We start from the raw sequence: 22,580 nt of genomic DNA, 5'->3' as shown, positions 1-22,580 counted from the left end.
AAGAGGACTATTTGATCACGGATAACAATGTAAAACAACCAAACGCAAAAATTAGTTTACGGGCGAACACCTGCGCAATCTAAGGGACAAATTCCTTTACCTTCAAGGAATGCCAAACAACGATCTAACTCTTCAATAAGCAGGGGATCAGATTTGAGTTTTTCTTCTGTCCAAAAGTGAAGTTGGTTAAGTGTGTGCCAGAACACCCGCTCTCGTTCTGTATAAGGCTGATCGAGATCGTAGTTCACCAGACTCCACTCTTCGAGCGTGTCCCAGAAGAAAATGTCTAACTCGGAATGCGGTATGATACTTTGCCAAAAGCCCCGAAGATAAAAGCATAGTTGGTTGGCTTTGGCGTCGACAAAAGACAACAACATAATATTTAGCCTGTTAACTGATTCGCCTGACAGTATAGTCAAAAAAAATTCCATTTTGTGTAAAATCTAGGCAAAAAGAAACAGGTTTATGAAAATAATCAGAAAAAAGTGGGTTAGAAACCGTTACCACCCCAGATGATTTACCCATCCGTAAATCTCTTTGCTTAAGGTGCGGCTAAAAATAGTGTCGCTGGAATTGGTAGCTTGGAAGAGCGGAGTGGTGAGCGCTTTATTGCGATAATGCAGTTTTAGCGCCTGTGTCGCAGCCAGCTTTTGTTTGGCTGCGCTATTTGCTGTCCATTGGGTGTTGATGGGGAACTGTAAATCCAGGATTGGGAATTCTGTAGCAGCCAGCTGTGCTGGAATTGCGCCGTTTGCTTCAGATTGCGGCCAATATGGACTGATCACAACCATGCCATCTGGAGGCGGTAAAATGTCCGCAGATGTTAATGCAATCAGTTGGGCGGCGCTCATGCCCTGACTGATCACGAGTCTGAAGCCTGGGATTGTCTCTATGTGCTGAAAAACGGCGTTTGCCAACAGCGCGACTACTGAACGGTTACTGGCGGGATCGATCATGGCCTCTCTTGCTATTGCCCGTGGGTGCATACTCGTTGCCCCAGACGCCTCAATAATTGCAGGCGCGACCTCATTGATTTCACCCGGTTGAGAAGGTTCCGTTGTCTGTGAAACCGGTGCGCTTACGTCAACTCCAAGCGTTGCTGCTGGTACCACCAACGTGTGCCATCCCCGGTGATTCAATTTAACTGCGAGGGCGCGAGCATTATTCAGGGTAAGTCCTTGATAGCCAGTATCTGTAAAAATGAGTGCCACACCGCGACTTAACGACGTTGTTGGTTCACCACTGAAAACCGGCATATCTTCATCGCCAACCAAGATGGTTTGATACTCGCCTGGCAGATATTGATTCCGGATGTCGTCAGCCAACATCGCGCTCTGTAGAGGCAGTGCCAGTAAGCAGGACAGACAAATCAGAAAACGACGCACATTTACTCCGGGTAAAAAATTACTCACGCTCTAATGCGTATCGGCCGGGGCTGGCGAAATCTAAAGTGTTTCTTATTGCTAAAATGAGAGAAGTAAAAATCTACTCTGGTAGTGCAAGTGGTTCAGGCCGGTAGTCCATGAATGGAACATGGGCGGTAAATCGTTGCCATTGGCCAGAGGCTGGATGCTGCAAAATTAACGTTTCTGCATGCAGTTGCAAACGGGGAGCACGGTCACGTGCTTCGTCGTGGGCGTAAAGTCTGTCACCCAGAATAGGATGCCCAATCGACAGCATGTGTACTCTGAGTTGATGAGAACGCCCCGTCACCGGTAATAGTTCCACCCAGGTTTCATTTTCCAATCGACGGATCACGCGGTAATACGTTAGTGAGGGCTTACCATTCTCATGATCGACCTTCTGCTTAGGGCGGTTAGGCCAGTCAACAATCAGAGGTAACGTCACTTCGCCCTCGTCTTCGGCAACAATACCGTCGACGCGGGCATAATATCGCTTCTTCGTGAGGCGGTCCTGAAACTGCCGGGAAATTTGGCGATGGGCTTCTTTGTTTAGCGCCATCACCATAATGCCAGACGTTGCCATATCTAATCGGTGCACCACCGTGGCGGTAGGTAACACCTTTTGTACCCGACTAATCAGCGCATCTTTATGCGCGGGTTGAATACCCGTGACACTCAGCAAGCCGCTCTGTTTGTTGGCCACTACGATGTCGTTGTCGTAATGCACCAGCGACAGATACGGCTTCATCGGTGGGTTATAGATAAACGGCTTTTTGCCTGGCGGCATATTCATGGGTTGTTTACCACTATACGCAGACCTTCCAGTTGCACCGTGGCCGACTGCAACGCTTGGGTGAGCGCATCTCGTTGATGCTCGATAAACGCAATTTCGCTGTCGCGAACAGCCGGGTTTTGCGCTTGTAGATCTTTCAAACGCTGCGCCTCGCCAGTCAATGTGGATTGCATGCTTTCAATGGCATCGTGTTGGATCTGATTCGCTTTTTGCTGCGCCAAAGTGGTCGCTTTTTCAATGTGCAGCGTAAGCTGTTGCTGCAACGCCTGAATCAACTGTTGGGAGATCTTTCTGCCCGCTTTACGTGGATAACCAAAATCCAGTTCTACCGGTTTGCCGTGGCCGTCAAGGCAAATCAGGAATGGCGTGGCAGGCATAAAGCGGCCTGGCTGCAATGTACGATCAGCATTGGCTTGCAATACAAACAGGGCTTCCAGCCAGTAGGCGCCTTTGGGTAGTTCTCTGTCGGCAATAAAGCCAACACTCGCTTTACCCATCACGTCGGTTAAGATCATATCAATGGCGTTATGCACCAATGGGTGATCCCAACTCAAGAAGTGCACGTGTTCAAGGGTCGTGGCGACGTGGCGGTCATACGTGACTGTCATGCCTTCAGGGTCTAAACCTGGCAGGTGATTCACCATAGACTCCGATGGCGTGAGAATATAGCAGTCGTCGCCTTTGTCTTCCTGGTTTACACCTAGCGAGTTCAGCAGTCGGCCCATGAAGTAAGGCAGAATTGGGTCGTCATCCAGCTCTTCGATATCTTCAATTAAACCTTCAACCCGGCCTTCACCAGAAGCGTTTAGTTCAAGCAAGCGGTCGCGGCCCGCATCGAGCTGAGCCTTGAGCTCATCGTTGAGAGTTTTACTGGCACTAACCAGCGCATCAACTTGCGATTCATCTTCTGGGTCAAGACAAGCGCCAACGAGCTGGGTTTGTACTTCTGCAAATACGCCCGAACCCGTAGGGCAGGTGTGAGTGAACGCTTCCAGGCCATCGCGGTACCATTTCAACAGCACTTCCTGGGCGGTGCCTTCCAGATAGGGCACATGGATCTGAATATCTTTGGTTTGGCCTATACGGTCAAGACGACCAATACGCTGCTCCAGCAGATCCGGCGTTAGCGGCAAATCGAACAGCACCAAGTGGTGAGCGAACTGGAAGTTACGCCCTTCACTACCGATTTCACTACACAGCAAAATTTGCGCACCTTCTTCCGGGTCGGAGAAATAGTGCGCCGCTTTATCACGCTCAACAATACTCATGCCTTCATGGAAAACACTGTGGCGAATACCGCTGCGCGAACGAATCACTTCACCCAGCTGTTGGGCGGTGATTTTATCGGCACAGATCAGCAGTACTTTGGCAGGGCGTACCGTTGGCAGAAAATCCAGAAGCCAATCTACCCGCGGGTCTGCATCGAACCAACTGTTAACCAGACTGCTTTGACGCTCTGGGTACAGGGCATCAAACAGTTCGCCACCACAAACGGCACTGTCGTACATTTCCGGTAGTGCCAACGGATAGCTGTTAAGCATACGTACTGGGAAGCCTTCGATACCCGCGCGGCGATTACGGAACAAAATACGGCCCGTGCCGTGGGTATCAATTAGCTGGCTCAAGATGGCCTGGCGTGTGCTGGGTTCATCAATATCACTATAACGGGCAAGAATATCCGGTGCTAATGCTGTTAGCTGAGATTTAGCGTCTGCATTTAACGGCGCGTCGTCGAGCAGTGGCGCAACTGCATCGGCCAATTTGCTATATTCACTTTCTTCTTTCAGGAATTGCTCGTAACTGTGGAAGCGGGCGGCGTCGAGCAGACGCAAGCGAGCAAAGTGACTTTCGTGTCCCAGTTGATCGGGTGTTGCGGTAAGCAACAATACGCCGGCCGTAATACCGGCCAGTGCTTCAATGCGTTGGTATTCTTCTGATGGCGCGTCGCTGGACCAGGCAAGGTGGTGGGCTTCATCAACAACCAGTAAATCCCAGCCTGCATCCAGTGCCTGTTGATGGCGTTTCGGATTCTCGGTTAAGAAGCTAATGCTACACAGCACCAGTTGATCGTTTTCAAACGGGTTACCGCCGGATTCATCCAGCGCATCACAGCGGCTCTCATCATAGATTGCGAAAGCCAGGTTCACTCGCCGCAGCATTTCAACCAGCCACTGATGCACCAGTGAATCTGGCACAACGATCAGTACACGCTGAGCACGGCCGGTTTTTAACTGACGGTGAATCACCAACGCCGCTTCGATGGTTTTGCCCAAACCTACTTCATCGGCCAGCAATACACGCGGAGCGTGACGGTTACCTACTTCCGATGCAATATGCAACTGGTGAGGAATAAGCTCAATACGTGCACCCGCCAAACCAATGGTGCTGGATTGCATATAAGCATGCTGATGTTCCAGCGCTTCTTTGCGTAGTTCAAACCACTTAGGCACATCGGTCTGCATGCTGAACAAACGCTGTTCCGGCTGGTTCAGACGGATTTGATGATCCAGAAAGGTTTCTGCCAGCTTAGCGGTTTCTTTGGTGTCTTCCCGCAGGCCGTGATAAATCAGAACGCCGTTATTCTCTTCGACTTCCTGAATTTGCAGCTTCCAGCCTTCTTCGCTGGGCACCACATCGCCTTCTGTGAATGTCAGGCGGGTGAGGGGCGCGTTATCCTTCGTGTAGGTTCGACTTTCGCCGGATGCCGGAAACAGAATTTCCACGGCGCGAAAATCAACACTTAATACCGCGCCAAGACCTAATTCAGACTCGGTATTGCTTAACCAGCGTTGACCTACAGAAAACGTACTAACAGAACTCATAAACTCACCCTTAATTTTAGCGGCCGGTATTGTACTTAACGTACTGTGATGAATAAAGGCAATTGGGCTATTGAGTATAGAAGAATTCCTGATTATCAGATGAAGGGGAGAGATTACTGTGTTATCGCCAGTAAATACGAGGCGAAATAATCACCTTGTTTTTATTGTAGCGAATAGCTACAATTATTGATGTGTTCTACCACGAGGAACAACAAAGAAAAATGTATGAGTAAACATGCTACCCCTTTGCGACTAAGCGAATCACTGGTTGATGATGCTAAGGTTATGTCGGCTATTTCTCACCGCTCAACCAACGAGCAAATCGAGTATTGGGCGCACATAGGCCAATTAGTTGAGACTTCGCTCTCTGCGTCAGATATTGCTTTGCTCCTGGCAGAAAAAGCGGCTGTGGCAGTGGTAAGTAATCAGTCAATTTCAACGGAAGTGGCATATCAGAAATCTGACACTGAATTCGATCCACTCGCGCTGATGAATACCGTTGCAGAGGATTCGCCATCAGGTGAGTTGGTTGAAGTGTTAAAGCAACGTCAACATGTACTTTATGAGCCTGCAGGCGTGCCGGGGTTACTCAGGGCTGTCTATCCAAATGGCGATACCGAAATAGGCTCGTTTAAGAACGGAAAATTCAAAAAGCGTAAGATTACATCGTGACAAAAGAAGTCATTATTCTGGTAGGTGGTAATGGCGCGGGTAAGAGTACCTTCTACGAGCGCTACCTGAGCAAACGGCAAATCCCGTTTCTGAATGCTGATGTGTATGCGGCTAAACGTTGGCCAGATGCGCCAGAAGCGCACAGTTACGAGGCCGCAAAAGTTATAGAGCAGGAGCGAAACCTTCACCTTAATCTTGGCCTTAGTTTCTGTTTCGAAACCGTATTTTCTCACCCCTCCAAAGTCGATTTTATTGCCAAAGCACGGGCCAAGGGATTCAACGTCCACCTCATCGTGATTCACATTGCCAGCGAGCCCGAGGTCAATATGGCAAGGGTCGCAGATCGAAAGCGTCGCGGTGGACATGGTGTGCCTGAAGATAAAGTGGCCGCGAGAATACCGAGAACCCTTGCGCATATTCAGTTAGCGCTTGATTTGTGTACGTCGGTTTCCTTTTATGACAACACACTGATCAGCGAGCCATTTTCTCCTCAGGGCGTTTATGCCAACGGTTCTTTTCGTCCTCACCCCGCCTGTCATCAGCCCAAAAATTGGGTAAATCAGCTTCTGGCTCGTTAACGCAATATCGCTCTTTAATCGTTTTCAAAGGTGATGTGAATCCAATACAGCACTAAAAAAATCGCAAAAATAAGTGCTAAATCCTGAAAACTGGATTATGGTGGAATTGAAAGTCGACGCGACACGGAGTAGAGCGTCAGTTCGACAGCGACATCTTCTCCTGCGCGAGACTCTTGATTGCACGTCAGCAATTAGGCGGGCCGGTTATACTCTTGTCGGAGCGAAGGATGCCAAGAAAAAAATCTACAGAAACAAAGATCTACGTTTTAGATACCAATATTCTGCTACACGAACCTCTAGCATTTCTCTCATTCAAAGAAAACGACGTTGTCGTACCAATGACAGTTCTTGAAGAACTGGACTACATCAAAGACAGTAAGAAAGACGTTGCCCGCGATGCCAGGGTGTCCATTCGTTCGATGGAAGATTTACTTCACAACGCCACCCCCGAAGACATGCTTGCCGGTGTTTCTATGGAAGGGTTGGGCGCGGGTGAGAACAAACCTACCGGGTCGCTATCCATATTCGCCGATCTGAACATGGTGGAATCTCAGCAGGTATTTACCAGCAACGAGAACGATAACCGCATCATTAATGTTGCCCTGCATTTACAGAAAACCTATGCGCCACAACAGGTGGTGCTGGTAACCAAAGATCTTAACATGCGCCTTAAAGCCAAAGGTGCCGGACTAGCGCATGTTGAGGATTACCGCACCGATCAGCTCATCACTGATATTAAGTACCTTTCTAAAGGCTTTCATAAATTTGAAGGTAACTTCTGGGAGAAAGTGAAATCTGTAGAGAGCCGCTCTGAAGGGCGGGACACGATTCACACCCTGCCGCGGAACATCATGGAAGATCCCTACATCAACGAATTCCTGCTGGATGACTCCAAGCATTTTGCCGGTATTATCGAAGGTATTACTTCCGACACGTTGGAAGTACTGGATCTCGGTTACGAGCGTTTGATGAGCCGTCATGCCTGGGGTATCACGCCCAAAAATATCGGTCAGGCCATGGCGCTGCACTCGTTGCTCGACCCACATATTGACTTGTGTATTCTTACCGGCCCGGCGGGTAGCGGTAAAACGCTGCTGGCTCTGGCTGCTGCGCTTGAAATGGTGGTCGAGAAAAACATGTACGATAAAATTATCGTTACCCGTTCAACACCGGAAATTGCAGAATCCATTGGCTTCCTGCCAGGCACCGAAGAAGAGAAAATGGCGCCGTGGCTGGCGGCAATTACCGACTCGCTGGAAGTGTTGCATAAGCACGATGAAAACGCCAAGAGCTCCATGAACTACATCATGGAGAAAGCCAATATTCAGTTTAAGTCTGTTAACTTCATGCGTGGTCGCAGCATTCAGAACTCTATTGTTATTTTGGATGAATCGCAGAACTTAACAGCGGCGCAGCTTAAAACGATCATTACACGCTGTGGTGAAGGCACCAAGCTGATTTGTTCCGGTAACCTCGCGCAGATCGACAGTAATTACCTGTCGGCGGTCACGTCCGGTCTCACCTATCTGGTAGAGCGGTTTAAAAACTTCTCCGGTAGTTCCACCATCAATCTTGACGGGGTTGTTCGTTCAAGACTGGCGGAATTTGCTGAGCAGGAATTGTAGTTAAATTAGATGCCCGGTTGTACCTCGTTGCATCGGGCATCGTTCATTGAATCTCCTCGAGTGTATACAACCCCTTCGCAATTTCTTTTGCGGACGACTCTGCTATTTCGCCAAATTTAAACAGCGCCGGGCCGGTGGGCTCTATCAACACATAGGTTTTGCCATCTGCTTTCAATGTTGCTTCGCCTTTCTTCGGCGTCAGTGCAATGCCCAATAGCGCATGTTCAGGTAGCAGCACCAACACCATGGCCGTATCGGGAAGAAAAGCACGAGCAATCGAAGCAATTAACACTGATTTGCTGTCGCAGTCGCCGCGGTTTTCATTCAGTAACTGAATGGGCGGCGCAAAGCCAGAACCGTTACTCTGCGCGCGGTTATCAAGCGCATCGTATGGAATACTCTGCACCCAGCTCAGTAACAGATTAAAATATTCACGGGCGTCGGCCTGGGTATTCACTTGCTCATAAAATGCCTGAGAGAGAGGAATGAGCGACTCTGTCATCTCTTTCATGTAACGCACATGGTCGGGCTTTATGGCTTCTTCATTAAAAAACGTACGATAGCGAGTAAAATAGTGTTTATCGAGATAGTCGTCGTAGGCCTGATCCTTGGCCAGGGCTAACTGCCCTTGAATGACTTTTAGTTTTTCTTCACTACGGGCTTTTACATTGGTTAGAACAGTATCGCCCTGCTGGCGGATTTTTACATTAGCATCTCGAGGATCAAACTGACGGGCTACTTTCAACAGCTCTACGGTAACATAGCGCATGGCTAATTCTGGCCGATAGTTTTTCTGCTCGGTAGGCGCAGTGCTCAATTTACTATTGTCGAGGGTGAAGGCGATATGCCGGGAGGTTCCTTCGCTGTCTAGCCACTTGTATTCAAAACGTTGGCCTTCATCCAAGCGACTTTTTTTGAAGTTCAGTTGTTCTGCGACGGCAGCGTTAACAATTAAAAAAAGCGCGAGACTCAGCAGGAAGCGTATATACATGTGTTTGGCCCGTTTCTTCAACAATAACAGTATGGAATAAAACGGGCGGTTAACAAAGCTAGTGTGTCGTAAACCAGTCTAGCTGCTTGTGTAAAGACACGACGGTGCCAACAATAATAAGTGTTGGTGGCTTCATTTCTTCCAGTCGAGGATGGGCAGTGATGTCGGCAAGCGTACCGGTGATCACCTTTTGTTCGTCCCGGGTGGCTTTCTCAATAAGCGCGATAGGGGTATCTGCGTTAAGCCCGTTATTGATCAGTTTTTCGCAAATCACCGGCAGGCCAGTCAGGCCCATATAAAACACAATGGTTTGATTTTGATGAGCAAGGGCTGGCCAGTTTAAGTCGATTGTCCCGTCTTTCAGGTGGCCCGTAGCGAAAGTCACCGACTGGGCGTGGTCGCGGTGGGTAAGCGGAATGCCGGCGTAGGTACTGGCACCGCTTGCTGCTGTAATGCCTGGCACAACCTGGAACTCGATACCGTGCTCGATGAGCTCCTGAATTTCTTCACCACCACGGCCAAATATAAACGGGTCACCGCCTTTTAAACGCACGACGCGATTGCCTTTTTTCGCTTCACGTACCATCAGTTCGTTAATTTCGTTTTGGGGAAGGGTATGATTACTCTTAGCCTTGCCGACATAGATTTTCTCGGCATCACGGCGTACTAATTCCAGAATGGCAGGGGAAACCAGGCGGTCGTATACCACCACATCGGCCTTTTGCATCAAACGTAATGCGCGGAATGTGAGTAAGTCTGGATCACCCGGCCCTGCGCCCACCAGGTAAACCTGGCCTTCAATCTTTTGTTCGGTTTGCGCTGCCGCCAGTGCTTCCAGAAATTTGGCGTCGGCTTTTTCATCCTGGCCTTTTTCAACCAGTTCAGCGATATCACCGTCTAACACATCTTCCCAGAAATAGCGTCGTGCGGTCACACCCTTCAATGAGGTTTTCACCTTCTCACGGAATTTTTCGGAAAAAGCGCCCAAACGGGAGATATTCGCAGGGATCACGGATTCCAGCTTCTGGCGCAAATAGCGTAACAACACCGGCGCAACACCGCCGCTGCTCATGGCTATCACAATAGGTGAGCGGTCGATGATTGATGGCGTAATGAACTGACAGAGTGGCGTGTTATCTACCACATTAACCAGAATCCCTTTTTCCCGGGCAATGTCATGCACATGCTGATTCACGTCAGATTCGCTGGTGGCGACAAATACCATTTGTTGGTTAACAAGGTCGCTGTCGGCAAATTCGCGTTCAACCAAGGTAACACGAGGATCATGCGCATAGGCTTTTACGGTATCGCACATCCACGGCGCAATAACAGTGACCTGAGTTTCTGATTTTAAAATCAGCTCAAGTTTGCGTGCAGCTACTTCTCCCGCACCCACAATCAGGCAGTGCGTGTCTTTGGTATCTAAAAAGAGCGGGAAGTAACGCATGATATGAAAATCCTCAGAAATCAGACCTGAACGGTTCAGGTTATCGTGGCTGCTATTTTGACGTGGTTTTTATAAATTAAAAAATCTGTTTTGCGAATTTATATTTCTAAAAGGCATATAAAAAAGGCAAGCGTTACGCTTGCCTTTGATACTTAGTTTTTACGAGGTTGACGACGCTTCGGCGGCGTGTCTGACCATTCGCGCAACGATAAGCGCTGGCCAGCAACTCGGGTGTTCTGCAACAGTTCTTTTGTTTCATGTGGCATGCCTTCCGGCAGGTCTACCGTACTGAACTTGTCGTAGATTTCGATAGCACCAATGTTTTTACTGTTGATGTTACCTTCGTTAGCAATTGCTCCAACGATATTACCCGGCTTGGCGCCATGAGTATGGCCTACGTCGATGCGGTAGCGCTGCATACCAGACTCTGGCTTGCTAGAACCACGACGCTGACGACGGTCTCCGCGATCACCTCTGTCGCCACGATCACGAGGACCACGATCGCCTCTGTCACCACGAGGACCGCGATCTTCACGAGACGGCTTACTGTGCAGATCCGGACGGTCTGACTCTTTTAGTAACAGCGGCTCGTTGCCCTGAGCGAGCTTGATCAATGCGGCAATCAGCACTTCAGGAGACGCTTCGGTTTCCTGCTGCAGCGATTCTACGATTGGCATCAGTGATTCCAGAGAATCATCCTGCGTCGCTTCACCTACCGCCTGCTTGAACTTGCTCAGACGAGTCTGGTTCAGTTCACTGATTGAAGGAATATCCATCTGCTCGATTGGCTGACGGGTGGTTTTCTCAATAGCGAACAACAGACGCTTTTCGCGCTGAGAGATAAACAAGATCGCATCACCCTTACGTCCGGCACGACCGGTACGGCCGATACGGTGAACGTAAGACTCAGTATCGTAAGGAATGTCGAAGTTGACAACATGGCTTACGCGCTCAACGTCCAGACCACGAGCTACTACGTCGGTAGCAACCAGAATGTCGATGGCACCTTGCTTGAGTTTCTCAACAGTACGCTCACGGGCATTCTGTGGAATATCACCGTTTAGCGGCTCAACGTCATACCCACGGGCAGACAGTTTGTCTGACAGCTCAACGGTGGCTGTTTTCGTGCGCACGAAGATGATCATGCCGTCGAAAGGCTCAACTTCCATAATACGGGTAAGCGCTTCAAGCTTGTGGTGCGGCGCAACCTGACAGTAACGCTGACGAATAGTACTCGCCGTGGATACTTTTGATTCAATTTTAACGTGCTTCGGATTTTTCAGATAACGCTGGGTAATCTTTTTGATTGGCCCAGGCATGGTCGCTGAAAACAGCGCAGTCTGCTTTTCTTCCGGAGAGTGACTTAAAATAGTTTCAACATCGTCGATGAAGCCCATGCGCAGCATTTCGTCAGCTTCGTCGAGAACCAGGAATTTAAGTTCACTTAAGTTTAATGTTTTACGGTTAATGTGGTCGATAATACGGCCTGGCGTACCCACAACAACTTGAACGCCACGCTTAAGCTGACGAATTTGGTTATCGTAAGACTGACCACCGTATACAGGTAGCACCTTAATTTTCTTTGAAAAACTGGCATAAACCTGAAAAGCCTCGGCCACCTGAATGGCGAGTTCGCGGGTTGGAGCAAGCACCAGCAATTGCGGTAACTTCGCTTCCGGGTCGATATTTGCGAGCATTGGAAGTGCAAAGGCCGCAGTCTTACCAGTTCCTGTTTGTGCCTGACCTAACAGGTCATGGCCTTCAAGAAGTAGCGGAATACTTTCAGCTTGGATAGGGGATGGCTTTTCATAGCCAACTTTCTCCAGAGCCTGTAATATGCTTTCTGGTAGGTTGAGGTCTTTAAATGTCAGCTCGACAGTATTGGTCATTAATGATCCTGAATGATAATGAATGAGGCGGGCGCGGCACACGCCGGCATGAATACCCGAGGTACCTCTGAATCATGTATCTTCTCTGAATCATGCATCTTGAGGCGGCGCGGGCGCGTTACTAAAGAGGTATTATATTCCAGATAGGCATGGAATACCAAACAAGAAAGTAAAGGTATAAAGGATGAATCACAACAAAACAGGAAAACGCATTTTAGTACCTCTGGCTGTGGCAGCTTGTTTGTCCGTCGGCCTGAGCGGATGCAGTAAGAAAACCACGGAAGAACACCTTGATGCAGCGCGACAATTTGTCGCCGCTAACGACCAAGACGCTGCACTGATCGAATTCAAAAACGCCATCAAAAAAGACCCTAAAGCGGCACTACCACGTTTTGAACTGGGTAAGTACTACCTACAAATTGGCGACTACGAGAGCGCAGAGAAAGAACTCAACCGTGCTTTAGACTTTGGCCAGTCTCCCTCTGAAGTGCTTCCTTATATTTCCGTTGCTTATCAGAAAACCGGCGCTGAAAATGCGCTGGCCGATGTTGATTATCGTGCGGAGGGCATGACAGCGGTGGAATCTGCCGAGGTTGGCTTTTATAAATTGCAGGCCTTGGCGCAGTTAGAGAAAAGCGAAGAAGCACTGGCCATTATTGATGACTTGGAGACTTTAGATACCTCTTCGGTTTACCGAGGGCTGGCACTCGCCTACCGCGATATCATAAATCAGAATTTAAGTGCTGCCCTGGCGTCTTTTAAAGCTCTGCGAGAACAGTCCCCTAACAACAAAGATGTACTACAGCAATTAGGCAAATTAGCCCTAGCTGAAGGCGACAAAGCGTTAGCGACAGACGCCTTCGGTGATTACGTTAAAGATAACCCTCAAGACATTACCACTAAATTTGCTTACATCACTTTGCTGGTTGAAGCAGGAGACACGCAAACTGCGGGGCCAATGGTTGATGAGTTGCTGAACGCTAATCCGCAACATCCTCTACTCAACCAGTATAAAGGTGTAATCGAAGCCAACGATGGCGATTATGAAGCCGCAGCCACCCATCTTCAGGTGGCGATGCAAAACGGCAACAACAATCCAGCTTTACGTCTGCTTGCCGGTTATGTTGCTTATCAGATGCAGGATTTTGTTACTGCGAATAACTATCTCACCGAAGTGGCACCCGATTTACCGCCCGATCATCCTGCGTTGAGCATGTTAGCTGACAGTTTGCTGCAGGTCGGTGAAAGTGAAAGTGCTACTGAAATACTGAATCGTGTCGACGTTGAAGGGCCTGCTGGCGCGTCTTTATTTTCTAAAGCTGGTTATCAGTTGCTTAAGCAAGGCAATGTTGTTGATGCAAAAGCCATGATCGAGAAGTCGTCAGAAATGAGTGAAACTGCAGATGATCTGGCTCGCCTCGGTGTTCTCCAGCTTTCGGTTAATGACATTGATGGTCTTGTGAATCTGGAATCTGCGTTACAAAAAGCGCCTGACAACAAAGTGACGCAACGTACGCTTATTGCTGCCTATATCAGTACTAACAAGCTTGATAAAGCAAAAGCCGCTACCCAACAGTGGTTGGAAAATGTACCTGACGACTATGCACCTTACTTGTTTCTTGCAGAAATTGCTTTTAAGCAAGGCGACAAAGAAACTGCACAGGCGCAGATAGAAAAAGCCAAGTCACTGAACCCTGATTCTGCCGAAATTGAATTGGTAGAGGCCCGATTCCTCTTGGCTGAAGAGAAATTTGACGAGGCCGTGGTCGTACTCAATGAAATCTTGGCTGGCAACGCCGATGATGCAAAAGCACTGACCGTACTTTACACCGTGGCTACGCAAACGGACGCAGCAGACGAAGCGCAAGTGGCGCAGCGGGTATACAGTGAAATTGGTAAACATGCTGATAACTTAGATTTACGCATTCTTGCCGGCCGCATCGCGTTTTCTCAAAACGATTATAAGAAAGTCATTAATCTGCTTTCTTCTGTTGAGGAAAATACCGCTACACCGCGCGTTTACTGGAACCTGAAAGGTCAGACATTGATCCGTCTGAATGACGTGGTTGGCGCAGTGGAACATTACGATGCGTGGTTAAAGCTCTATCCACAAGATAAAACCGCGGTGTTGGGTAAATTGCTGTTAGATGATTCTTTGCAGCAATTTAACCACGGCCTCAGCCTGGCAAATGCGTTTTTGGCCAAGCAGCCTGATAGCCAAATTCGTTTGTTGAAGGCCCACTTTTTGGCAATGACACGCCAGCCTAAACCTGCAAAAGCGATTTTGCAGGAAATGCCAGATAATGTGCGAGCTATCCCGTTCGTCCGCGGCATCAGTGCGCGCATTGCTATGCTGGAAGGGCGTGGTGCCGAAGGGCTTGAAGATGCCCGCGCGGCTTACAATGAGAAACCTAATGCACCGAATACCATGTTGATGATGGCGGTATTAGAAGCATCTGGGAAAAATGATGAAGCGGCGGCATTCCTTGAGCAGCATTTACAAGCGCACCCTGAAGATGTGCGCACCGCGATGATGAAGGCTGAAAGGCAGATTGGTACAGATAAAGCCGCGGCCAAGGATACCTACGAGAAAATCTTGCAACAAACGCCTGAGAATTTCGTGGTGCTGAATAACTTAGCTTATTTGTACTTCGAAGACGGCGAGATAGATAAAGCTCTGCCGTTGGCGCGCAAAGCTGTAGGCCTGCAGCCTAAAAATGCCGATTCGTTAGATACCCTTGCACAAATTCTATTGCAGCAAGATAAGTACGAAGAGTCACTGTCGCTTTATGAGACTGTGGTGAACGATCAGCAGGTGTCGGATACTGTTTATCTCAACTATGTGCAGGTGTTGCTGGATATGGGAAGAAAAGAGGTAGCCCGCCGTAAAATTCAAAATCAGGAATTTACTTCTGCCGTCGGCAAAAAGCGAGCTGAACGTATGCGCGTACGCTACAGCTTGTAACGCTAGCCACCATAACTCGTACCATAAATAACAAAGCCCGCTGTATTAGCGGGCTTTTGTTTTTCAAGCGTGTAGATAAAAAAGGCGTATAGTTAGAAAGTTGCGAATTCCTACTTTTGCTTTATCTCATCTACCGTTTGGCGAAGTGACTTTAGTTCAGCCATCACGTCTTCTAAAGTGGGTTCGTTATTCTCAGCCGCGGCCTCTCGTCTGGCCGCCGCATTTTCCTGTTCCATTACGCCTACCACAATACCAATAACCATATTCAGGAATGCAAAGGCTGATAAGAAGATAAAGGTTAGATAGTAAATCCAACTGAGTGAATACACTTCCATGGTCTCGTACATCACATCGGTCCAATCTTCGAACGTCATGATACGGAATAAGGTGAGCATGGAGATGGTGATATCGCCCCACAAATCCTCATTGATTTGTGCAAATAAGGTGCTGCCAATGGCACCGTAAATGTAGAAGATGATAAACATCAGTAACATAACGTAACCCAGCTGGGGCAGGGCTTTTACCAATGAAACCAGCAGAATTCGCAGTTCCGGAATAATCGATATCATCCGCAGTACCCGGAAAACCCGGACAAGTCGGCCAATCAGCGCCAAATCCGTACTTTCGGCAGGAATGAGGCTTACAATAACAATAATGGTATCGAACCAGTTCCAGAAGCTTTTGAAGAAATCCAGTTTGCGGCGCTCAGCCAGAAAACGAATAGTGATCTCAGTGAGGAAAAAAGCACTGATAAACCAGTCGAGGATCAGGGTGACAGAGGCAAAGCCCCGCGGCATGTCGTAGGTTTTCGCACCTACAAGTAGTGCAGATACGACGATGACGGAGATAACAAATATTTCAAAAGTTTTGTTTGAACGAATGCGTTCAAACCGGTTTTGCAATTCAGAAGCTTTCATGTTTGTTGGCTAAATTACTACTAAGGTATAAAAATTAAGAATCAAGAGTGTTTCAAAAAAGCGGTGTGATTTCCTACAATGAACGCAGTAGTACACTGTTTGAGGAATGTATAATGGATGACTCTCTGGCACGCTTGCAAGGAAAATTAAAAGACACCAGTGAAAAACTGGAAAACTATAATCGCAGCAAAGAGCAAGCCGCCACACTGAAAAATGAATTGAGTGAGTTACTCAAATTGCTGGAAAATCTTCCCGGCCGCCAGCGTGAGGCCGTTTAGGCTAAGCACGCTGAGAAACTCATATAAAAAAGCCGCTTGCCGAAATTGTTCGTTAAGCGGCTTTTTCAATTCAATTCGTATCAGCCTTCGGACTGTTGTGGCTGCAAACCTTTATTAATGGTTTCAATGTCCATTGCGGTTAGCGTACCGGCAGCTTGTTTCAAGCTCACTACTGCCTGAATAAAGTCATAACGCGCGCCAGACAGGTTACGACGGGCATCAAACAGGTTTTGGGTGCTGTCGAGTACGTCAACAATAGTACGTGTACCTACGTCAAACCCGGCTTCCGTTGCTTCCAGTGCACTTTGCGCAGACACAACCGCTTGCTCTAAAGCGCGGATAGTCGACATTGCCGCTTTCACATCGTTAAACGAACTGCGGATAGACTGCACGGTTTGGCGATAGGTCAGTTCTAAATCCTGACTCGCAGAGATGTAGTTAAACTTCGCTTGTTCTGTTTGACCAGATACACGCAGACCCTGGAAGATAGGCACATTCAACTGAACGCCAACGCTGTAGCTGTCGAGATACGGCGTGGTGTTGTCGATGACTTCAGTACCTACTGACGTAGTACTGTGCGTTTTGTCTTTACCTGCAGATGCACTCAGATCCAGCGTTGGCAAATGCCCCGCGCGAGCTGAAGCGATGTCTTCTTTAGCAATATCCATCGCTAAACGATTCACCAGCATTGCCAGGTTTTTCTCTTCAGCGGTGTCAAGCCACTCTTCTGGAGAGGCCGGCTGTGGCATGGTGGCAGAGAATTTTTCGGTATTCAGTTCAAACAACTTGTCGTGATATTTACCCGAAATTACGCGCAGTGCTTCAAGAGCAAGTTCAACCGCGTTGCTGGCCTGAATTTCATCGGCCTCGGTTAAATCGTAATTGGCTTGTGCTTCATGCACGTCAGTAATGGCAGTCAGGCCCACTTCGAAACGCTGTTTGGTTTGTTCCAGCTGACGGCCAATGGCGCTTTTCTGGGATTTCACGAATTCCAGATTGTCTTTGGCACGCAAAACATCGAAGTATGCAGTAGTAACACGAACAATCAATTCCTGCATGGCAGACGCCAGTTGCGCATCGCTTTGCTCTGCCACTTTTTCAGCGCGGTCTAAACCAACCCAGTTCGCGTGATCATACAGCGACATAGACAGATTCAACCCAAAACTGGTGTTGTCACTGTCTGAATCGATCATGGTGATACCTTCGCCGAGGAATTGTGCACGTTCAGATGATGACGTTGTATAACCAACGGTACCTGAAATCTGCGGCAGCAGGTTTGCACGGCTGATGGTGATGCCGGAAAATGCAGCGTCACGCTGTGCTTTCGCTTGGTTAACCACCGGATCGTTTGCCAATGCTTGTTGATAAACTTGTAAAAGGTCGTCTGCAAATGCCGTTGCTGGTACACCCGCGGTGATACCTAATCCAACCACCAACGAGATGAGTGTTCGTTTCATTAATGTGCCTTCCTGTAATTATTGACGGCCTACGTTTTCATAATGTAATGAAGTGTATGAAATCACTTCGTAAACCGGTAGTCTGTTCTGGTAACAGGGCATGTTTAACTGTAACAGAATATGTTACCACCACTTTCCGCTAATAAGCTAAAGTGTGGAATTTGCCAGACAACCTCAATATTGCCTGCCTGATTAAAATTAGTTCGGACAGTATAATATGTCTTTTACATGCGAGAGTGAATGTAAATGAACAAAAAAATCGAGACATTTAACTCAAACGATATACAGATTGAAGCAAAAACCCCACTTTATCAGGGGTTCTTTAAGATGGTGCGTTACGACTTCCGGCACCGACTTTTTGCCGGAGGCTGGAGTGATATCGTTAAACGAGAAATCTTTGAGCGCGGCCATGCGGTTGCAGTATTACCCTACGATCCTGTCACCAAAGAATTTGTGCTTATTGAGCAAATTCGCATAGGTGCGCTGGCAACCAGCGATAATCCCTGGCTCATTGAAGTAATTGCCGGAGTGATCGATGAGGGTGAGACTATCCACGACGTTTGCTGTCGTGAAGCCGAGGAAGAAGCTGGTATTACCTTGCAAAACGTGACCCGTGCAATGAGTTATCTGGCCAGCCCAGGCGGTACCACAGAGCGTATTCATATTTTTATGGCCACAGCTGATTCAATAACAGCCAGCGGAATTCACGGCCTGGATTATGAAGGTGAAGACATTCGCGTACATCGTGTTGCGGAAGAAGATGCCCTTGAATGGCTGGAAAATGGCCGCATTGACAACGCAGCAACCATAATTGCGCTACAATGGTTCTTCATGCATAAACAAAAGCTATTGAAAGACTGGAGTCAGGTTTGAGTCAGACAACGCGAAAATACGTACCACATTTACCAAGCATGCAGGCATTGTGCGAGCTGAATTACAGCCGTCTAATGAAGCTGCTGCCGGATTGTGATACCGAAACGCTTGTTTATCAATTTACTATTGCCGACCGCTTCACCTACCAGATCCGCATTGATGAGTCTGCGAGATACACCTCTACACTCACCATCGAACAAAATAACGCGGGCGCACCGGATTATATGAAACCATCGATGTCGGTGCGTTTGTATCACGATGCGCGTATGGCGGAAGTGATCACCAGTCAAAATACCGGGGCCTTTGCACCGTCTTACGAATACCCGAACAACAAAATGCGTCAGCGCAACGAAAAGCTGATGATTAATATCTTTCTCGCTGAGTGGCTACAATTCTGCATGAAAAATAAGCCGACTGTGTCAGCGCCGGTGTAATGCGCCTCGTTCAAATATCCGATTGCCATTTACTGGCCGACAAACACCAAGCGCTTTACGACATCAATCCTTATGACAGTCTGGAGCTGGTGCTGTCGCTGATAGCCGAAAACCCACCCAATGCACTCATTGCAACCGGCGATATTAGTGGTGATGACAGTGCCGAAAGTTATGGGCACTTTATTGCATTAATAACCCGCTATTTACCTGCTTGTCCGTGGCGTGTGATCGCGGGAAATCACGACAGTAATGCCCAATTCCTGCCATCGTTTAGTGGTAATGTGCTAGAGGCGGGAAGTAGCTGGGCGTTAGGCGAGTGGCGTATTCACGGCCTCGATACCCGTTTCGTCGACGCCAGAGGCAAAGTGCAAAGCGAGGAGTTAGCTGCGGTGGGTAATGATATTGTTGCTCATCAGAAGGCCAGTCATTTACTGGCGCTACACCATAACCCAGTAATCACTCACAGTTGGATGGACAAGCATTTGCTGGAAAATGCCGATGCCCTGAAAGCCTGGCTGTCGAACTACCCGCAAATTGCCGGTATTATCCATGGCCACATTCATGCCGAAACTGAAACTACATTTGCGGGTGTGCCGGTGGTATCGGTACCGTCTACCTGTTGGCAATGGGATTTAGCGCCCGAGTTTGCTGTTGACGATGCGGCGCCAGGTTTCAGAGAAATTAGCTTGTCGCCCGACGGCAAATGGACATCAACAATCAGGAGAGTCGATCAGTGAGCCACGTGTTGTACCTGCATGGTTTTTTAAGTTCCCCAAAATCCGTCAAAGCGCAGCAAACGCTGGCTTGGTGTACTGAACACCGCCCGGATATTACGTTGCACATTCCTCAGCTATCGAACTACCCGTCGGAAGTGGGCGAGCAATTAAAAGCGTATTTGAAGAATCATCCACAGTTATTAGAAGGTGGTTTACGGGCCATTGGTAGCTCCATGGGCGGTTATCTTTCCAGTTGGCTGGTGGAACAGTTTGGCGGTAAAGCGGTATTGGTCAATCCGGCAGTGCGTCCTTATGAGTTGCTAATCGATTTTGTTGGTGAACACGTTAATCCGTATACCCGCGAGCCGTTTTCAATTGTAAAAGAAGACATGGCAGTGCTGAAAGCGCTGGAGCATGAACAGCTGGCGCACCCGGAAAACTACCTGGTGTTATTGCAAACCGGTGATGAAACACTCGATTACCGTCAGGCAAGAGCAAGATATGCGCGCAGTAGTCTGGTAATTGAACACGGTGGTGACCACAGCTTTGTGGACTACGACAAACATCTGCCTGCCATCTTTGAATTTCTCGACGGCCACTAAAACAGTGCGCGTTGAGGAATTGCCCGGCTCCTTGATGCCTGCTAACATCGAATAAAAATCGTGACACGCCAGTGTCTATAATAATTAGCGTCTTTCTTTAAAAAGCAGTCTTATGTCGAACCAGTATAATTCCGAAGCGATTGAAGTCCTTAATGGGCTGGAGCCGGTGAAACGCCGTCCCGGCATGTATACCGACACCATGCGTCCTAACCACTTAGGTCAGGAAGTGATTGATAACAGTGTGGATGAAGCACTGGCCGGGCATGCTACTAATATTAAAGTTATTCTGCATGAAGACCAGTCACTGGAAGTTATTGACGACGGTCGAGGTATGCCGGTGGATATTCACCCGGAAGAGAAAATTTCCGGTGTGGAACTGATCATGTCCAAACTGCATGCGGGCGGTAAATTTTCCAATAAAAACTACGCGTTCTCTGGTGGTTTGCACGGTGTAGGTATTTCGGTGGTAAACGCCTTGTCTACCCGTGTGGAAGTGGTTATCCGCCGCGACAGCAACGTGTATCAGATAGACTTCGCCAATGGTGACAAAGTTGAAGAATTGCGTGTTATCGATACCTGTGGTCGCCGCAATACCGGTACACGGGTGCGATTCTGGCCCGATCCGCAATATTTCGATTCGGCAAAATTCTCGGTATCACGTCTGGTGCACAACCTTCGTGCGAAAGCGGTATTATGCCCCGGCTTGCGCATTCGCTTCGATAACAAGATAAGCGGCGAAAGTACCGAATGGCACTTTGAAGATGGACTGAAAGATTACCTGTATCAATCGGTACAGGAGTTTGAAACCTTACCCGCAGATTCGCCGTTTGTTGGCGCGTTTTCCAGTAGTACGGAAGCGGCTGACTGGGCAGTAATTTGGCTGCCGGAAGGGGGTGAACTGGTTACGGAAAGCTATGTAAACCTTATTCCTACCGCGCAAGGCGGGACCCACGTTAATGGTTTACGTCAGGGCTTGTTGGAGTCTATGCGCGAGTTCTGTGAATTCCGCAACCTAATGCCTCGGGGCGTTAAGCTGTCTCCTGACGATATTTGGGATCGCTGTGCCTACATACTGTCGACCAAAATGCAGGACCCGCAGTTTGCCGGTCAGACAAAAGAGCGACTTTCCAGCCGTCAGGCCTCTGCCTTTGTTTCCGGTGTGGTAAAAGATGCGTTTAGTCTGTGGCTGAACCAGCATACTGATATCGCCGAAGCGCTGGCTGAAATGTGTATCAGTAATGCTCAGCGTCGTTTGCGCCAGAATAAGAAAGTTGCCCGCAAAAAGGTAACACAGGGGCCCGCGCTGCCAGGCAAACTTACCGATTGCTCGTCGCAAGATATCTCCCAGTCAGAACTCTTTTTGGTGGAAGGGGATTCAGCCGGTGGTTCTGCCAAGCAAGCCCGCGACCGTGAGTTTCAGGCCATTATGCCGCTACGGGGTAAAATCCTGAATAGCTGGGAAGTGGATTCCTCACAAGTACTTGGTTCGCAGGAAATCCACGATATTTCCGTTGCTCTGGGTATCGATCCCGACTCTTCCGATTTATCCGGTTTACGTTACGGTAAAATTTGTATTCTTGCTGATGCCGACTCAGACGGACTACACATCGCTACGCTGCTGTGTGCGCTGTTTGTGCGCCATTTCCGTGCCCTTGTTAATGCAGGTCACGTATATGTTGCCATGCCGCCGTTATTTCGTATCGACATAGGTAAAGAGGTGTATTACGCGTTGGATGAAAGCGAAAAGCAGGGCATTCTGGACCGCATTGAAGCAGAGAAAAAACGCGGTAAGGTGAATGTTCAGCGCTTTAAAGGTTTGGGTGAGATGAACCCACTCCAACTGCGTGAAACTACGATGGACCCTAACACACGCCGTTTAGTGCAACTTACCATAGACGATGACACGTCCATGCTGGAAATGATGGATATGTTACTTGCTAAGAAGCGCTCCGGTGATCGTAAAACCTGGCTGGAAAGCAAAGGCAACATGGCAGAAGTGGTGTCGTAAAACGAATATTCATTACAGGTATCTTTTAAAACCCGGTTTAATCACCGGGTTTTTTGTTTGCCCAGCGAAGCTGGCAAACCCGTCAGGTTGAAAGAAACCTGAATCACCCT

Annotated in this window: 19 protein-coding genes; 10 read left to right on the top strand and 9 right to left on the bottom strand. The window is 48.4% G+C overall.

From position 1 onward, the window contains the following. Window positions 1–56: 56 nt before the first annotated feature. The 4 genes from BFC18_RS10560 to rapA form a co-directional block, all read right to left on the bottom strand. Window positions 57–419, bottom strand: a complete 363-nt coding sequence (locus tag BFC18_RS10560) for a hypothetical protein (RefSeq protein ID WP_342670040.1) — start codon at window positions 417–419, stop codon at window positions 57–59. A gap of 81 nt (window positions 420–500) precedes the next feature. Next, window positions 501–1,385: a DUF3530 family protein gene (locus BFC18_RS10555; RefSeq protein ID WP_139138994.1), complete on the bottom strand. Its 885-nt coding sequence runs from the start codon at window positions 1,383–1,385 to the stop codon at window positions 501–503. A gap of 100 nt (window positions 1,386–1,485) precedes the next feature. Then, on the bottom strand, window positions 1,486–2,196 hold the full coding sequence (locus tag BFC18_RS10550; RefSeq protein WP_070125526.1) for a pseudouridine synthase: 711 nt from the start codon (window positions 2,194–2,196) through the stop codon (window positions 1,486–1,488). Continuing rightward, window positions 2,193–5,018 carry an RNA polymerase-associated protein RapA gene (gene rapA / locus BFC18_RS10545; protein ID WP_070125525.1) on the bottom strand — a complete coding sequence of 942 codons (2,826 nt, stop codon included), beginning with the start codon at window positions 5,016–5,018 and terminating at the stop codon, window positions 2,193–2,195. Before rapA ends, BFC18_RS10550 begins: the two co-directional genes overlap by 4 nt. 225 nt (window positions 5,019–5,243) lie before the next feature. On the opposite strand from rapA, the gene BFC18_RS10540 reads away from it, so the two are divergent. The 3 genes from BFC18_RS10540 (at window position 5,244) to BFC18_RS10530 (ending at window position 7,893) form a co-directional block, all read left to right on the top strand. Next, window positions 5,244–5,690, top strand: a complete 447-nt coding sequence (locus BFC18_RS10540) for a TA system antitoxin ParD family protein (protein WP_070125524.1) — start codon at window positions 5,244–5,246, stop codon at window positions 5,688–5,690. Next, on the top strand, window positions 5,687–6,268 hold the full coding sequence (locus tag BFC18_RS10535) for an ATPase (RefSeq protein ID WP_245680372.1): 582 nt from the start codon (window positions 5,687–5,689) through the stop codon (window positions 6,266–6,268). The genes BFC18_RS10540 and BFC18_RS10535 overlap by 4 nt, the downstream gene beginning before the upstream one ends. A gap of 227 nt (window positions 6,269–6,495) precedes the next feature. Then, window positions 6,496–7,893 (top strand): PhoH family protein, encoded by a 1,398-nt coding sequence (locus BFC18_RS10530; RefSeq protein WP_070125522.1) that lies wholly within the window; start codon window positions 6,496–6,498, stop codon window positions 7,891–7,893. Between the two features lie 43 nt (window positions 7,894–7,936). Here BFC18_RS10530 and BFC18_RS10525 read toward each other — a convergent pair whose 3' ends face one another. The 3 genes from BFC18_RS10525 to BFC18_RS10515 form a co-directional block, all read right to left on the bottom strand. Continuing rightward, complete coding sequence (locus BFC18_RS10525; RefSeq protein ID WP_070125521.1) at window positions 7,937–8,884, bottom strand: hypothetical protein; 948 nt, start codon at window positions 8,882–8,884, stop codon at window positions 7,937–7,939. A 58-nt stretch (window positions 8,885–8,942) separates the two neighbouring features. Further along, window positions 8,943–10,331: a siroheme synthase CysG gene (gene cysG, locus BFC18_RS10520; protein WP_070125520.1), complete on the bottom strand. Its 1,389-nt coding sequence runs from the start codon at window positions 10,329–10,331 to the stop codon at window positions 8,943–8,945. Window positions 10,332–10,483: 152 nt separating this feature from the next. Then, window positions 10,484–12,220, bottom strand: a complete 1,737-nt coding sequence (locus BFC18_RS10515) for a DEAD/DEAH box helicase (protein ID WP_070125519.1) — start codon at window positions 12,218–12,220, stop codon at window positions 10,484–10,486. A 184-nt stretch (window positions 12,221–12,404) separates the two neighbouring features. On the opposite strand from BFC18_RS10515, the gene prsT reads away from it, so the two are divergent. After that, a complete protein-coding gene (gene prsT, locus BFC18_RS10510; protein ID WP_070125518.1) occupies window positions 12,405–15,185 on the top strand; it encodes an XrtA/PEP-CTERM system TPR-repeat protein PrsT in 2,781 nt (926 codons plus the stop codon). A 110-nt stretch (window positions 15,186–15,295) separates the two neighbouring features. On the opposite strand, the gene BFC18_RS10505 is transcribed toward prsT, so the two are convergent. Then, complete coding sequence (locus BFC18_RS10505) at window positions 15,296–16,102, bottom strand: ion transporter (RefSeq protein ID WP_070125517.1); 807 nt, start codon at window positions 16,100–16,102, stop codon at window positions 15,296–15,298. A gap of 113 nt (window positions 16,103–16,215) precedes the next feature. On the opposite strand from BFC18_RS10505, the gene BFC18_RS21710 reads away from it, so the two are divergent. Next, a complete protein-coding gene (locus tag BFC18_RS21710; RefSeq protein WP_170826591.1) occupies window positions 16,216–16,380 on the top strand; it encodes a hypothetical protein in 165 nt (54 codons plus the stop codon). A gap of 80 nt (window positions 16,381–16,460) precedes the next feature. Here BFC18_RS21710 and tolC read toward each other — a convergent pair whose 3' ends face one another. Next, entirely contained in the window at window positions 16,461–17,837 is a 1,377-nt protein-coding gene (tolC, locus tag BFC18_RS10500) for an outer membrane channel protein TolC (protein WP_070125516.1), read from the bottom strand. 246 nt (window positions 17,838–18,083) lie between these two features. Between tolC and nudF the strand changes: the two genes are divergently transcribed. The 5 genes from nudF (at window position 18,084) to parE (ending at window position 22,470) form a co-directional block, all read left to right on the top strand. Continuing rightward, window positions 18,084–18,710, top strand: coding sequence for an ADP-ribose diphosphatase (gene nudF, locus BFC18_RS10495; RefSeq protein ID WP_070125515.1), 627 nt, complete (start codon window positions 18,084–18,086; stop codon window positions 18,708–18,710). Between the two features lie 38 nt (window positions 18,711–18,748). Next, complete coding sequence (locus tag BFC18_RS10490) at window positions 18,749–19,144, top strand: DUF1249 domain-containing protein (RefSeq protein WP_070125514.1); 396 nt, start codon at window positions 18,749–18,751, stop codon at window positions 19,142–19,144. Next, window positions 19,144–19,881 carry a metallophosphoesterase gene (locus BFC18_RS10485; protein WP_070125513.1) on the top strand — a complete coding sequence of 246 codons (738 nt, stop codon included), beginning with the start codon at window positions 19,144–19,146 and terminating at the stop codon, window positions 19,879–19,881. Before BFC18_RS10490 ends, BFC18_RS10485 begins: the two co-directional genes overlap by 1 nt. After that, the gene (locus tag BFC18_RS10480; RefSeq protein WP_083273018.1) at window positions 19,878–20,462 is read left to right on the top strand and encodes a YqiA/YcfP family alpha/beta fold hydrolase; all 585 of its coding nucleotides are present in this window, start codon (window positions 19,878–19,880) and stop codon (window positions 20,460–20,462) included. The genes BFC18_RS10485 and BFC18_RS10480 overlap by 4 nt, the downstream gene beginning before the upstream one ends. Window positions 20,463–20,574: 112 nt before the next feature. Continuing rightward, the gene (gene parE / locus BFC18_RS10475; RefSeq protein ID WP_070125511.1) at window positions 20,575–22,470 is read left to right on the top strand and encodes a DNA topoisomerase IV subunit B; all 1,896 of its coding nucleotides are present in this window, start codon (window positions 20,575–20,577) and stop codon (window positions 22,468–22,470) included. The last annotated feature ends 110 nt before the right edge of the window (window positions 22,471–22,580 follow it).

It is taken from the genome of Alteromonas confluentis (assembly GCF_001757105.1).
GTDB classification, from domain to species: domain Bacteria; phylum Pseudomonadota; class Gammaproteobacteria; order Enterobacterales; family Alteromonadaceae; genus Alteromonas; species Alteromonas confluentis.
This window is presented reverse-complemented; position numbering and strand designations above follow the sequence as displayed.